Annotated in this window: 12 protein-coding genes; 6 read left to right on the forward strand and 6 right to left on the reverse strand. The window is 50.0% G+C overall.

The annotated features are described in order from the left end of the window. Window positions 1-294 precede the first annotated feature (294 nt). The 4 genes from FCN78_RS04495 (at window position 295) to FCN78_RS04510 (ending at window position 5,030) form a co-directional block, all read left to right on the forward strand. Complete coding sequence (locus FCN78_RS04495; RefSeq protein WP_235607549.1) at window positions 295-1,911, forward strand: BCCT family transporter; 1,617 nt, start codon at window positions 295-297, stop codon at window positions 1,909-1,911. A gap of 161 nt (window positions 1,912-2,072) precedes the next feature. Further along, on the forward strand, window positions 2,073-3,950 hold the full coding sequence (locus FCN78_RS04500; protein WP_069361379.1) for a DUF294 nucleotidyltransferase-like domain-containing protein: 1,878 nt from the start codon (window positions 2,073-2,075) through the stop codon (window positions 3,948-3,950). Between the two features lie 9 nt (window positions 3,951-3,959). Further along, entirely contained in the window at window positions 3,960-4,691 is a 732-nt protein-coding gene (locus tag FCN78_RS04505; RefSeq protein ID WP_069361380.1) for a 3'-5' exonuclease, read from the forward strand. A 135-nt stretch (window positions 4,692-4,826) separates the two neighbouring features. Beyond that, window positions 4,827-5,030, forward strand: a complete 204-nt coding sequence (locus FCN78_RS04510) for a hypothetical protein (protein WP_069361381.1) — start codon at window positions 4,827-4,829, stop codon at window positions 5,028-5,030. A 96-nt stretch (window positions 5,031-5,126) separates the two neighbouring features. Here FCN78_RS04510 and FCN78_RS04515 read toward each other — a convergent pair whose 3' ends face one another. The 6 genes from FCN78_RS04515 to dinG form a co-directional block, all read right to left on the reverse strand. After that, window positions 5,127-6,557, reverse strand: coding sequence for an alanine/glycine:cation symporter family protein (locus tag FCN78_RS04515; protein ID WP_069361494.1), 1,431 nt, complete (start codon window positions 6,555-6,557; stop codon window positions 5,127-5,129). Window positions 6,558-7,138: 581 nt separating this feature from the next. Next, on the reverse strand, window positions 7,139-7,321 hold the full coding sequence (locus FCN78_RS04520; protein ID WP_069361382.1) for a DUF2496 domain-containing protein: 183 nt from the start codon (window positions 7,319-7,321) through the stop codon (window positions 7,139-7,141). Beyond that, window positions 7,318-8,244, reverse strand: coding sequence for a histone deacetylase family protein (locus tag FCN78_RS04525; protein WP_069361383.1), 927 nt, complete (start codon window positions 8,242-8,244; stop codon window positions 7,318-7,320). Before FCN78_RS04525 ends, FCN78_RS04520 begins: the two co-directional genes overlap by 4 nt. A 14-nt stretch (window positions 8,245-8,258) precedes the next feature. After that, the gene (locus FCN78_RS04530) at window positions 8,259-8,810 is read right to left on the reverse strand and encodes a primosomal replication protein (protein ID WP_235607543.1); all 552 of its coding nucleotides are present in this window, start codon (window positions 8,808-8,810) and stop codon (window positions 8,259-8,261) included. A gap of 24 nt (window positions 8,811-8,834) precedes the next feature. Then, entirely contained in the window at window positions 8,835-9,608 is a 774-nt protein-coding gene (locus FCN78_RS04535) for a sulfite exporter TauE/SafE family protein (RefSeq protein ID WP_077456629.1), read from the reverse strand. A 14-nt stretch (window positions 9,609-9,622) separates the two neighbouring features. Continuing rightward, complete coding sequence (gene dinG, locus FCN78_RS04540; RefSeq protein WP_069361496.1) at window positions 9,623-11,695, reverse strand: ATP-dependent DNA helicase DinG; 2,073 nt, start codon at window positions 11,693-11,695, stop codon at window positions 9,623-9,625. Between the two features lie 538 nt (window positions 11,696-12,233). On the opposite strand from dinG, the gene FCN78_RS04545 reads away from it, so the two are divergent. Next, complete coding sequence (locus FCN78_RS04545) at window positions 12,234-13,217, forward strand: porin (RefSeq protein ID WP_069361385.1); 984 nt, start codon at window positions 12,234-12,236, stop codon at window positions 13,215-13,217. A gap of 88 nt (window positions 13,218-13,305) precedes the next feature. Further along, entirely contained in the window at window positions 13,306-13,953 is a 648-nt protein-coding gene (locus tag FCN78_RS04550) for a YccT family protein (protein WP_069361386.1), read from the forward strand. Window positions 13,954-14,067: the final 114 nt, after the last annotated feature.

The following is a 14,067-nucleotide window of genomic DNA, read 5'->3' on the forward strand; positions in this document are numbered from 1 at the left end:
GCGCTGCCTCTTTTTTTATTCCCCTCTTTCTTATCAGACCTTTTCTGCCGCTAATGTCTATTCCCCTGATATGAAGAGTCGTGAAGTGGTTAATCCTTGACCAAGCTCGCCAAGCCTTTATTCACCTCTTTAGCTTGTGTGATATTCTTGCTGACTTTTCTGTCATTGTGTCTTTTTGTGGGCTGACGTATACCTCGATATCGAGTGTCACCCAGACAGCGTTCAGCAACAATGGCAGGTTGCCGAGTAGACGGAGTAAGGAGTTTACGTGTGAGCGATAAAAGCCATGAAGATATGATGACGCCAGACGGTCAGGTGAATCCGATCGATACTGACTACCAAGTGGGTCAGGATAACGTCGCTCTAAAAGTGGGCCCGTTTGGTTTTGATATTCATAACCGTGTATTTATGGTCTCAGGGCTGGCGATCATGGCCTTCGTCTTTGTGACCTTGGCCTTTCAAGACAAAATGGGGCCGATTTTTGGTGATTTACGTGCTTGGTTAACGGCAAATCTCGATTGGTTTTTCCTCTCGACAGGTAATGTTTTCGTCATTGCTTGCTTAGTATTGATTGTCTCGCCGTTAGGTAAAGTGAGGCTGGGTGGCACAGAAGCCAAGCCGGATTTTGGCTATGGTGGCTGGTTCGCGATGCTTTTCGCCGCGGGTATGGGCATTGGTCTCATGTTCTATGGTGTGTCAGAGCCGCTGACACATTTTCAAACCGCGCTCGATGGCACATCGACAAATGCCAATGGTGTTCGGACTGACTGGGCACCGTTAGGCGGTGCCGCGGGGGATACAGACGCGGCTCGTCGCTTAGGGATGTCAGCGACTATTTTTCACTGGGGACTGCATCCTTGGGCGATCTACGCGGTGCTGGCGCTTGGCCTTGCCCTGTTTGCGTATAACAAAGGGTTGCCGCTGACTATCCGCTCGGTATTCTATCCCTTGTTCGGTGAACGCGTTTGGGGCTGGACGGGGCATGTGATTGATGTGCTCGCGATTGTTGCGACCTTGTTTGGCCTCGCGACCTCTTTAGGTATCGGCGCGTCACAGGCTTCGGGTGGATTGCATTATTTGTTTGATACGCCATTAGGGGCAACGACTGAAGTCATCTTGGTAGTGTTGATCACCGCAATGGCGATTTTCTCAGTGGTCGCCGGCGTCGACAAAGGGGTAAAGCGCCTATCCGAGCTTAACCTTATCCTGGCGTTCTTATTGCTGCTGTTTGTGATTGCGGTTGGCCCAACGCTCGCGATTCTGACCGGCTTCTTTGGCAATCTTGGTGCTTATTTAGAAAACTTGCCAGCATTGGCGATGCCATTTGGTCGTGACGATGCCAACTTTACTCAAGGTTGGACATCCTTCTATTGGGCATGGTGGATCTCTTGGTCACCATTTGTCGGGATGTTTATCGCGCGGGTGTCGCGTGGCCGAACCGTGCGTGAATTCATTACCTGTGTGTTGTTGATCCCATCCGCGGCGAGTGTACTTTGGATGACGTCATTTGGGGGGACGGCAATTGACCAGTTTGTTAACGAAGGGTACACCGCCGTTGTCGATGCCGAGCTTTCTTTAACGCTGTTTGCAATGCTTGAAGGCCTGCCGCTCGCGACGATTACCTCGTTCATTGGTATTATTCTGGTCATTGTCTTCTTCGTCACGTCATCCGACTCAGGCTCTTTGGTACTTGATACGATTTCGGCGGGCGGAAAAATGGATGTACCGGTCTCACAACGGGTATTCTGGGCATCATTCGAGGGCTTGGTTGCGGTGGCGCTGATCCTTGGTGGGGGCTTGGTCGCCCTACAAGCGATGGCCGTCTCAACAGGCTTCCCATTCGCGGTGGTGCTGCTGGTTGCGACTGTCTCTTTGTTTAAAGGCTTGGCTTCGGAGCCACGCGCAAAATAAAGAGGTGTGCTAACTGTTTGATTGTTAGCTAAGATAGGAAAGGCAGGCCGTCGGGGCTGCCTTTTTTATTATCCGGCGAGCGCTTGAGCTGTGCCGCTCGCGAAAGAACGGACGCCCCGATCTGGGCGTCCTTCAATAAAATGCAGGTTTAGGTGAGCATTATGGAAGCTGAACAGATTGAAATCGCGACATTTCTTGCGCAGTACGCGCCGTTTGACGCGATGCCGGAAGAGGTGGTGGCTGAGGTGGCAACCAGCATTGAAATCAGTTACTACCGCGCAGGTACCGATATTTTTGCTTACGGCGATGAAATTCACGATTTGGCCATTTTGCGTAGTGGTGCCGTTGAGCTATTTCGCCGTAATGGCACCTTATACAACCGTATTTCAGAAGGCGATATCTTTGGTCAAATGGGCCTTTTGATGAATAACCGTGTCCGGATGCCTGCCAAAGCGATCGAAGATACGCTGATCTATTTCATCCCTGAAGCGATGTTTAACCGTTTGTTTGACGACTTTGAGCATTTCGCTGACTTCGTTGAGGTAGAAGACCGAACTCGGTTACGCCAAGCGGTATCGAGTCATAATGAAGCCAACGACTTGACCACCTCCAAGGTCAAAAAACTGATTATTCGCGATCCGGTAATGATTTCAAGTACCGACTCGGTTCAGCATGCCGCTCAGGTGATGTCCCAAGAGACAGTCTCCTCTATTCTGGTGATGGGCGATGAGCCTGACCCTGACACGGGGTTCAAGCCTGTATTAGGGATCATTACTGATCGTGACCTACGTAATCGGGTGTTAGCGGAAGGCTTGCCTTATGAGACGCCAGTGCAAGAAATTATGTCACCACAGCTGATCACGCTTGACCACAATGCGTATATCTTTGAGGCAATGCTGACCATCTTGCGCTCAAACCTCCATCATGTGCCCGTGCTCCAACACGGTAAGCCGATTGGTGTGGTTGCCCTGTCTGATATTGCGCGCTATGAGTCGCAAAACAGCTTGTTTTTGGTGGCGAGTATTTTCCGCCAGCAATCTGTGGATGATTTGGTGATCCTGTCTCAACAGGTGAAAGATTGCTTTGTCCGTATGGTCAACGAAGACGCGAATTCACACATGATAGGCTCTGCGCTGTCGGTGATTGGCCGTAGTTTCAAGCAACGTTTGCTTGAGCTTGCCGAGGAAGAGCTCGGTGAGCCTCCCGTACCGTATTGCTTTTTAGCCATGGGCTCGATGGCGCGCGACGAGCAACTGATTGTTACCGACCAAGATAACGCCATTATTTTGGACGATAGTTATGAGCACAGTGAGCACAATGCCTATTTTGAAGCCTTGTCTAAACGTGTCTCTGATGGTCTTAATGCCTGCGGGTATACGTATTGCACTGGCAATATTATGGCGACCAACCCTGAATGGCGAAAAACGCTGAAAGAGTGGGAGCAATGCTTTGCTGATTGGATTGATAATCCCAGTCCGCGCTCGCTGCTTGACAGCAATATCTTTTTTGACCTTGATGGCGTGCATGGCCGCACTAACTGGGCAGAGCAACTTAAAGCCTTTATTGGTCGTCGGGCTCGTCGCAACAACCGCTTCTTGGCGGCGATGGCACGCAATGCGCTCAATCGCACACCGCCACTGGGCTTTTTCAAAGACTTTGTGATGGAGCAAGACGGGCGTCATAACAATTCCATTAACTTGAAGCGTCGCGGTACTGCGCCCTTGGCCGATCTGATTCGGGTGCATTCATTGGCGATCGACTCACGCTCGCAAAACTCTTTTGAGCGCTTGGACGATATTATCGAGTCTGGGATCTTGCCGAAAGGTCGCGGGCCAGACTTACGTGATGCCATGGAGTTTATTTCTATGGTACGTATCCGACATCAAGCACTGGATATTGAGGCTGGGCGTGAGCCGGACAACAACATCGAGCCAGAGAACCTATCTGACTTTGAACGTCGAAACTTAAAAGATGCATTTCAGATCTTAAGCAACGCGCAGAAGTTCTTGAAATTCCGTTATCAGCCGAATCGGTCTTAAGGGGAGGGTATGCTTCATTTCGATTTGAGAAAAAAAGAGGATGCCGACCACGTTGACTGGCGTGCCATGTTGGAAACCAAACGTGAAACGGTTCAGCACGAGACCTTGCAAGCGTTTTATCAGCAAGGCTGGGTATCGCCTGATACCTCTGTCTCTCAGGTGTCTTTTGTAGCGTTAGACTTTGAAACCACAGGACTTGATAGCCAGCAAGATGCCATCGTCAGTATTGGCTTGGTGCCCTTTACCCTGAATCGTATTCGTTGTCAGCATGCGCAACATTGGATTGTTAACCCTAATCGGCCGTTGGCAGAGTCGTCGATTGTGATTCATGGCATCACCCACTCGGATATCGTGAATGCCCCTGACTTTTCGCATGTGATTGAGCCCTTACTGAGTGCGTTGGCCGGCTCCGTCGTCGTCGTTCACTACCGCCGTATTGAGCGGGAGTTTCTCGACCGCGCGTTCAAACAGCGTTTGGGGGAGGGGATTATTTTCCCAATGGTCGATACCATGGAGTTAGAAGCGCGCAAACACAGAAGTGGTAAACGCAGTTTCATGGATTGGATTGCACGCCGCCCGCCTGAGTCGATTCGTTTAGCCGACAGTCGTCATCGTTATCACTTGCCCTTTTATCAAAGCCACCATGCGCTGACGGATGCAATGGCTACCGCTGAATTGCTGCAAGCGCAAATTGCTCATGACTTTTCACCGGACACGCCCATCAGTGAACTATGGCGCTAACCATGGGAACGGTCCTCGCGACTAAAGTAGAGGCTCTCGTGGCGAGACAATGAACCCTTCGCTGATGGTTTTCGTAGTGGCTCTCACGGCGTATAATCAACGTGCTACAAGTCAGTGACGAAAGTGAGAGGAAAAATGACATTGATCCATGCGGTTGAAGGGTTGGCGTTCGGTCTCGGTGTGCTATTGCTGTCATCGTCCATTGGCTTTGCGTATTGGGGGATCACCTTAAAGCCAGAAGAGGCAGAGGACATGACGGCGCGTAAGATTGAATTAGGTTTTTATGCGGGCGCGTGTTTTGTCTTCACCCTGCTGATTGGTTATTGGTTGAGTGTGTAACGCCGCAGCGTCTATGGGTGAGAATCTCGATTTCATTCAGTGAGTAACAAAAAACCACCGATGACTCGGTGGTTTTTTCGTATACCCCGCAAGGAATTACCAAACGTCTTTATCGATTTGTTTATCCAATTTCGGGAACTTAGTGCGATCAAAGGTGGGTTTTTTGCCCGCACGGCGCTGATCTTCGTAGTCTTTCATCAGCGCAAACGCAACACCCGATAAGAGCGCGATAGCCACCAAGTTGATCACCGCCATCATGCCCATCGACAAGTCCGCAAAGCTCCAAATCAGTGGTAGATCCATCACCGCGCCGATTAATACCATCGCGAGCACGGCGATACGGTAGAGTAAAATGGCTTTCCGGCACTTGAATATATACTCGATGTTTGACTCACCATAAGAATAGTTGGCAATGATCGAGGTAAAGGCAAACAGCAGAATCGCAATGGCAATAAAGGCCGCGCCCCAGTCACCCACTTGGCTAACTAATGCTTCTTGGGTAAGCGCAATACCCGTAAGGCCGCTATTTGGCTCAAGCATACCGGAGATCAAGATGATCGATGCCGTCGCGGTACAGATAACGATGGTGTCGACAAAAACCCCCAGCATCTGCACATAGCCTTGCGCCGCTGGGTGATTGGGTTTAGTGGTTGCGGTAGCGGCCGCATTCGGTGCCGAACCCATACCTGCTTCGTTGGAGAACAAACCACGCTTGATACCGTGCATCATCGCTTGCGCGATCGCATAACCCATTGCACCACCAGCCGCTTGTTCAAGCCCGAGCGCGCTCTTAACAATGGTTGAGATTACCGCAGGCAGTTGTTCGATATTCATACCGACCACGATAAGCGCGACCAGCAAATACGCCAGTGCCATGAACGGCACGATCAGCTCGGCCACACGCGCAACCGAACGCATACCGCCAAAAATCACAGGCGCGGTCACTAAGGCAAGGCCGATGCCAACCGCTAAGGCATCAAAGCCAAACGCGGTATTCATTGCTGCGGCAATCGAGTTGGACTGGACACCGTTAAACGCCAAACCAAAGGCGATAATCAGACAGATAGCAAACGCAATGCCTAACCAGCGCTGACCTAAGCCTTTTTCGATATAGTAAGCAGGGCCACCGCGAAAGGTCTTGTCGTTGTGATTCACTTTGTACGCTTGCGCCAAAGTAGATTCGACAAAGCTAGTTGCCATACCGACCAATGCCGTCAGCCACATCCAGAATATCGCACCAGGGCCACCCAGATAGAGCGCCACGGCCACACCGGCCATGTTTCCGGTACCGACGCGCGCCGCCAAACTGGTACTAAAGGCTTGGAAAGAAGAGATACCACCTGACGCGCCATCGCGGCTGTTGGCCATCAGTTTGAACATGTGGCCAAAGTTACGGAATTGAATAAAGCCAGATCGCACGGTGAAGTACAAACCTAAGCCAATCAAAAGATAAATGAGTACGCTGCCCCAAAGGAGGCCGTTACCTGTATCGACTATGGACACAAATAGATTTTTAAGTTGTTCCATCATTAAACTCTGTTTTGTCTGTTGGGAGACGCCTTGCTCTTTCGCGACGAGAACTTATTGTTCATGGTGAGAGAGCGAGGGTCGACAACCACTGTCCATGTGAGATCTCTGCCGTCCATGCAGGTGAGCAACGAAACGCGCAGTAGCACCAAAATGTCTGGCTGCTATGACGCGTGATGTTGGATCTGCAACAGCATTTTGAATCCATGCTCGGCTGTTGCCAGAGTGCACCGTTAACCGCGATATTGATGTCTTAGCACAGCAATACACTAGGTGGAGCACGCCGGATAATACCGACATTTATGAGACAAAACACTAGATGTTTGTTGATCTGTTGGTTTTTTGAGCGGTGCTAGGTGTCAATAACAGTCCTAAAAATTGTAATCAAAATGTAATGGAATTGACGCTAATTACTTGATGTTAAAGCAGTCATCTCAACGCCTTCGCATATTATCCGGTATTTTTTGACTCAATATTGGTTGCATGCGCGCTGAACGAAATGTGATCAATGCCTCATATTTTCTCTGCGCGCTCTTACTGATTCCCCAGCTACACTGCTCGAACGGATAGATAAAGATGACTTATTCACTGGATGACGCAGCTTTTTTAGTCAGCAAATCATGCTTAACCATATCGATCGCGGAGAGCGCTGTGTCGGTATCAATCGCATGGCTTTCAAGCAAGTAAATAAGATCGACCGCGAGCTTGACGTCGTCGGGCGCCTCTTCGAGTGCTGTTGACGAGGAAGAATGTGAGTCGGTCATGATGCCTCCAGGCTGGCGGAAAAGTCGGGAAAGTGAGTGATAGCGGCTTGGATGAGTTGTTCGTGCAGTGGGATCAGCTGCTCATGGGTGTCATGATAACCTCCTCCAATGACAGCAGCGACCGGTATCTGGTGGGCGGCACACCGTGATAACACGCCTGCATCGCGTTGAAAAATCCCCTCAGTGGTAAGCGACAAATACCCCAACGCATCGTCTGTATGCACGTCGACCCCCGCATCATAGATCACCATGTCGGGGCGATGCTGAGCTAGTGCAAGGTCGAGTAAAGGTAAAAAGGCATCAAGGTAGTCGCTATCCTGGGTGCCAATCGGGAGGGGTAAATCAAGCGTTGATGCTGGTTTCCGCGAGGGAAAATTTTTCTCACAGTGGACGGAAAAGGTCACAATATCTGGATGTGAGGAGGCCAGTGCGGCCGTGCCGTCACCGTGGTGAACATCGCAATCGACGATCATCACCGTTTCTATACCTGGCTGTGTGAGAGCATGACGCGCGGCAATCATTAGATCGTTAAATAAGCAAAAGCCACTGCCAAAATCATAGTGGGCGTGATGATAGCCGCCAGTAAGGTGAATCGCCAGACCCGTGCGCAATGCCTGATCTACCGTTAAGGTGGTGCCGCCCAGAGAGGTTAAACTGCGCTTTATGAGCGACTCACTCCAAGGAAACCCAATACGACGCATTTTTACCAAAGGCAAGCTGCCTTCGAGTAATTGGCTTACATAGGCGGGGTCATGGACCGCATCAATGATCTCTCTTTGCGCGGTGGTGGGCTGACAAAACGCAACCGGTAATGCAAGTGCTTGCAAGCGCTCAAAGAGCAGACGGTACTTTTGCAGAGGATAACGGTGACCCTCGGGAAGCGGGAAATCAGAGTAAATGGGATGGTATATCAGTGGTAGCACATTCGCTCCTTACGTTATCGCTTTTCCCGGTAAGTAATGGTGGTTTCAATACGCTCTCGGGCTTTGGTGCATCGTGCTAGACGCTGCTCGAGCGCGAGAACCTGTTTTTGGTATTGTTGTCGCACAGCCGGACTGGAAGCCATCTCAACACTGGCGTTGGCATCACGGAGTTTGTCGGCGAGACGCCTTTCCCAGTCTTGGTGTTTGGCCAAGTCTTGATAAAGTTCACCGATTGACTGTCGCCGTGGCCCACGCCGCGCTTGTTCTTGCTTACGTAAAGGTTGGGTGGCAAGCTCACGTTGCAGTGCAGTGATTTGCGCCAACAAGGTTTCGCAAATATGGGTCGCGCGCGCATCCGTTAGCACGCCTTGTTGATGGTCGCGGCGCATCACCGCCAATAAGCCTTGCGCTTCATTAACACAAGGCGTTAACAGCTTGCCTTTGCAGTGAAAAAGTGGCGTGGCAAATAAAGGGGCTTTGGCTTCGCCGCGACGCCGATCGACCTCTGCCGCTTGAACAGCGAGTTGGTCTAAATGTTGAGCCATGGCATCGATTTGCGCTTTCATGGTGTTGTTCTCTTTTATTGAGGGCTAAAACCACGCATCAACGGCAAGTTTGCCCGCTAGAATAACCACCGCAGTGATAAAAATGGGGCGAATAAAACGGCTACCAAAGCGGATAGCCGAATGTGCGCCAATAAAGGCACCCAGCATAAGACACGCGCCCATGGTTAAGCCCAGTGCCCAGCTCACATGGCCTAATAGTGCGAACGCCACCAGTGAGGTGAAGTTGCTGGTAAAGTTCATCGCTTTTGCCAACCCAGAGGATAGCAATATATTCATCCGATAGAGCGACATGGTGGAAACCGTCCAAAACGCGCCGGTTCCCGGGCCGGCTACCCCGTCGTAAAAGCCAAGTGATAAACCTTGACTCCATTGTTTTATTGGCAACTTCGGGCAACGTGCGGGTAACTGGTTGTTATCACCCTTTGGGTGTGGGTGCCAAATGGTATACACCGCGGCCACCAATACCACGATTGGTATGGCTTTTTCGAGCCACTCGGTGCTTAACACGTCCACCAGCAGGGTGCCGGCCGTGGCGCCAATTAAAGTGCCCCAAAAAGCATGTTGCCAAAACGAGGGAGAAAATAGGCGCTTTTTATAATAAGTGAAGGCAGCGGTGCTTGAGGCAAAGGTCGCGGCCAGCTTATTGGTGCCTAACGCAACATGCGGCGGCAGGCCTAGCGATAACAGGGCAGGCACCGTGAGCATACCGCCGCCGCCAGCCACCGCATCAATAAATCCAGCGACAAACGCAGTCAGCCCCAGAATAACTAAAGTAGAGAGGTCAATCAGTTCCAGCATGTTAACTCATCAGTTTAAGATTCGATCACGCGCTTAAAGGGCGGCAGCGAGTCGAGTAAAGATTGGCCATATCTGCGGGTGATAATGCGCCGGTCAAGGAGCACTACTTTACCAGAGTCCTCTTCTTTGCGCAGTAGTCGCCCCACGGATTGCACCAGCTTTTTACTGGCTTCTGGCACGGCAATTTGTAAAAACGGATTGCCACCACAGCGCTCGATATATTCAGCGTGTGCTTCTTCAACCGGCGACGTCGGCACGGCAAAGGGGATTTTAGTAATAATAAGGTTGGTCAATAAGTTACCCGGTAAATCTAAACCTTCGGAAAAGCTGCCGGTGCCAAAAATGATGCTGGTTTTATCATTATTAACGGCTTGTTGATGCGCTTTGAGTAACGCGGTACGCGACTGGTTTCCTTGGCAAAGCAGCTGCCAGCCCCGTTGCTTACAGGTACGTTCAATCGCTTGTGTCACTTGCTTCATCTGCCAATAGGAGGCAAAGAGCACCAAAGAGGCACGTTCGCCTTCTAGGTGCTCAAGTATTTTATCGTTTAATGCCTCTGTAAAGGCACTGGCTTGCGGCTCACAAGGCATCGTCGGGATCACCAAGCGCGCTTTATTGGCGTAATCAAAGGGTGAGGGTAAGGCTAAATAACGCGAGCCGTCGGTTTCGCTCAAACCAACCTGACGGCAGAAATAGCTAAACCGATTTAGAGCACGCAAAGTAGCGGAAAAAAGGCCCACTCCAGCGGCGCGAGACCAGAGCATTTGATCTAGGCGCCAACCGACTTCTAAGGGAGAGACATGCACCCAAAGATCGCCTTCGCGCTCGCGACACGCTTGCACCCAACGTGCCAAGGGGGCGCCTTTCTCCGAATTAGGTTGAGCCATCAAGGTCCACACCTTTTCTAGGTTTTCTAACCGTTGCAGGAAAAACGCGGTTTCCGCGAGCGCCGGATCGGCGAGTTTTGCCGAAATGTCATTTTCTTTCAGACGCTCATTGATCAAATCATGAATTTTTCCCAATGCTTGATGGGCTTTTTTGCTCGCCGTTTTAAGCTGCTCACTGGGTGCAATCAGGGCTTCGGGCAGTTCACCGTCGGCAAAGCGATAACAACCGTCGTCGTTGAGCGACAGTTGGCTGAGCATGTTTTTTGCTTCGCGCAACCCTGGGATCAGGGTTTGAATCGCGTCTAGCAAGCTGTCCACAAACCGATGTGCACGCTTGATATCCGCGGTGTTCCCCAACTTAGTCGTCGCTTGATTGAGCTTTTCCAGCCAGCTGACCACACCCAACAGGCTGGCACTGGCGGCCGAAAAGTCTCGCGCCACCGTGGGCAAGTGGTGCGCCTCATCAATCATATACAGGCATTGTTCTGGTTCGGGCAAGATCACGCCGCCGCCGAGCTCTAAATCGGCCAGCAGTAGGCTATGATTCACCACCACCACATCCGCTTTATCCATCGCTTCGCGTGCTCTAGCAAACGGGCAACCACGGTGGGCGGGTAAACCTGCATGGCAAGTGTGTTTATCAGAGGCGATGGCTTGCCAAAGATGATCAGCAATGGGCTTTGGCCAGCTGTCTCTGTCACCATCCCACTTGCCCCGACTCAGCGCTTCGTAAAGATCATTCAGCAACAATTGTTCGCTACGCTTGGGTTTTTGGGTAAATAGCGCGCCTTGAATGCTCTCGGTATCTGCCACTGCACTTAGCTTGTGTGCACAGCAATAGCGTTGGCGCCCCTTGGCCAAGATAAAATCAAACGGCTTGGGACAGATGCGATGAAAAAACGGGATATCTTTATTGGCAAGCTGCTCTTGCAACGCTACGGTCGCGGTGGAAATGACCACTTTTTTATTGTTGTTGAGTGCAAATGGGATCGCACCCATCAGATAGGCCATCGACTTACCGACCCCAGTGCCTGCTTCTGCCACTAATAATCGGCGTTTCGGCTCGTAATCACCGGCCAGAGTTTTCGCGAGCTCTGCCACTAAATAGTTTTGGGCTTTACGGGGAATAAAGTGGGGAAGTTGATCTTGTAGCGTTTGGTAGCACGCGCGAATGTCTGATTTTACGGCAGGGCTGAGCATCAACAGGTCCGAGTTGCAAAGGTTGGCGGCCAGTATAACACGAGGCAAAAACGTGAAAACGATCGCGAACTGCAAGATTTCCTTACAGATATGAGATCTTAGTCACGAATTTAATTTGAACCATTCTTCGCTATCTTGCTGATCTGCCGTTTTATTAACAAAACGCCTGATTTAAGCGACTGATTAGTTTTTTATTCTGAAAGATGATTTTTTTATTGGTGTTTTTGGTGGTTTATATTGCCTTTGTTTGTTGTTTATTTTCATCAAAAGGCGAATTATGAGTCAGATAAACTGTGATCTCAGTTCATAAAACATTGCTATGTTTTTGTTTTTAAGTGGTTTTTTTCTAGGTTGTAATGCGCTTCCGGCGAGTTGACAGAACCACAAATGTTCTGCACGATTAGCCACGAAGTTTCAGTGAACTGGCATTTTGTGCTTCGCAGCGTTTTTGCTGCCGGTAATAGAGTGACAGTCACCATAAAACAGAGTTCCAAGAAGGAACTCATAATGACTAAATAGAAAAGGCAGTGGATTAACCATGAAAAAGACTATTCTAGCAATGGCAGTGCCAGCTCTGCTGGCTGCTGGCTCAGCATCAGCAAGCATCAACCTGTATGACGCAGAAGGCGTTAAAGTCGATTTGTCTGGTGCAGCTGAAGTTCAGTACATGCAAGAAATTGGTAATGACAAAGACGGTATGTGGCGCCTAGACGATGGCGATATCGCTGTTAACACCGAAGTCGCAATCTCGCCAAAAATGAGTGCGCTAGCGGGTATGTCGTTTGAGTTTGAAGACGAGTCTACTGATGCTGGTTCAAATAGTGGCGTAGAAAACAAAGAGCTGTTCGTTGGTTTTAAAGGTGACACTTTCGGCCAAGTTACTTTCGGTCGTCAATATCTCCTAAGTGATGATATTGGTATCACCAAAGATTATGAGCTTTCAATTTCATCTTTTGACGGCACTGAAGCAACTCACGGTGCGCAAGTGGCTAAGTACGTCTACGACAACGGCACAGTGTATGGCGGTATTTCTACGCGTCAAGACAGCGATGGCAATGATGATGGAAGCGCAGAACTGTCTATCATCGATGCGCGTTTAGGCTACCGTGTAGCTGACTTCGATATGCGTGGCTATTACTACAAAGCTGATGACGTTGGTGCAGATAAACCAGCTTCAAGCACAGATGTAACAGCGTATCAGTTTGAAGTTGAGTATGCAGGTATTGAAAATGTAGGCTTGGCAGCTTCTTATGGTAATGGCGAAGCTGAAAGAGTTGTAGGTGGTGCGGAAGTCGCTGATACTGATTATTTCTCTTTGGCTGCTGATTACACCATGGGCAATACTACCTTCGCTGCAGGCTGGGACCGCCAAGATCCAAAAGAGGGTGATAATGTCAACGGTTATTACGCTAACGTGACATATGCTCTGCACAGCAACGCTAAAGTATACGCAGAAATCGGCGATACTAACGCAGACAATTCAGACCTAGGCTACGTAGCAGGTATGGAAGTTAAGTTCTAATTGAGCTTACACCATCCTTGCTAAATGTAGCATTGGTTACAAAAGCCGCCTTAGGGCGGCTTTTTTATTATCACGGTTTGGAGTAGAGATGAAAAAAGTAGTAGGTATGGGCTTGGTGCTAAGCACTCTCATAGCATCGAGTGTGGTTAATGCGGCAGAAATTACTTCAGCACGTAACATTGAGTTTGCGGTGGTTGATGGCAAGGAAATTAGTTTTGAAAACTGGGCGCCGCAGCAGACGATTGAGCTAGATAACGGTACCCACCAATTAGTGATGCGCTTTGACGGCGAAGTGAAACGCGGCAGTAAAGAGGTGATCTTTACCTCCCGCCCGTATCTGTTTGAGCTTGAGGTCGATGGCCGCAATGCCACCATCAATATTGACTCGAAATTGCGGGTAAAAAGCCAAGCGACCAGCTATTTTGACGGCAACCCGCAATGGCAAGCCGAGTTCGATAACGGTGACGTGATGCCGTTAGATGCCGTCGAGTTAAAAGGTGATGGCTTTGCTGCCTATGCCGATATGGAAGCGCTGGTGGCGGAGTATAACCGTGCCAACGGGATTATTATCGACAAAGGTGAAAGCAAGAACCTCAACGATGTATTGGTCGAGGTGGACGATCAAGGTCAAGCTTCAATTAAGGGTGATGCACTCTCTCAGTTGAAGCTTTGGTATACCAAAGCCAGTGACCAAGAGCGTAAGTCGTTCCGTCGTTGGATTATTGACCAAGATTAAGCGCCTAGTGTGATGGATGGCCACTAGTTCCACGCGCTTGACAGCTTTAAACAGTCAATAAAAAACGCGCCCAGCTGATGCGGGGCGCGTTCCGTTTAAGCCACGATGAGACAA

Source organism: Salinivibrio kushneri, from assembly GCF_005280275.1.
In the GTDB taxonomy this organism is placed as follows: domain Bacteria; phylum Pseudomonadota; class Gammaproteobacteria; order Enterobacterales; family Vibrionaceae; genus Salinivibrio; species Salinivibrio kushneri.

Excerpts from the sequence above, each read along its gene's own strand:
- FCN78_RS04510 (WP_069361381.1), top strand. The coding sequence starts at position 4,827 with ATGACATTGATCCATGCGGTTGAAGGGTTGGCGTTCGGTCTCGGTGTG.
- dinG (WP_069361496.1), bottom strand. The coding sequence starts at position 11,695 with ATGCTCAGCCCTGCCGTAAAATCAGACATTCGCGCGTGCTACCAAACG.
- FCN78_RS04500 (WP_069361379.1), top strand. The coding sequence starts at position 2,073 with ATGGAAGCTGAACAGATTGAAATCGCGACATTTCTTGCGCAGTACGCG.
- FCN78_RS04515 (WP_069361494.1), bottom strand. The coding sequence starts at position 6,557 with ATGGAACAACTTAAAAATCTATTTGTGTCCATAGTCGATACAGGTAAC.
- FCN78_RS04505 (WP_069361380.1), top strand. The coding sequence starts at position 3,960 with ATGCTTCATTTCGATTTGAGAAAAAAAGAGGATGCCGACCACGTTGAC.
- FCN78_RS04545 (WP_069361385.1), top strand. The coding sequence starts at position 12,234 with ATGAAAAAGACTATTCTAGCAATGGCAGTGCCAGCTCTGCTGGCTGCT.
- FCN78_RS04550 (WP_069361386.1), top strand. The coding sequence starts at position 13,306 with ATGAAAAAAGTAGTAGGTATGGGCTTGGTGCTAAGCACTCTCATAGCA.
- FCN78_RS04535 (WP_077456629.1), bottom strand. The coding sequence starts at position 9,608 with ATGCTGGAACTGATTGACCTCTCTACTTTAGTTATTCTGGGGCTGACT.
- FCN78_RS04520 (WP_069361382.1), bottom strand. The coding sequence starts at position 7,321 with ATGACCGACTCACATTCTTCCTCGTCAACAGCACTCGAAGAGGCGCCC.
- FCN78_RS04530 (WP_235607543.1), bottom strand. The coding sequence starts at position 8,810 with ATGAAAGCGCAAATCGATGCCATGGCTCAACATTTAGACCAACTCGCT.
- FCN78_RS04495 (WP_235607549.1), top strand. The coding sequence starts at position 295 with ATGATGACGCCAGACGGTCAGGTGAATCCGATCGATACTGACTACCAA.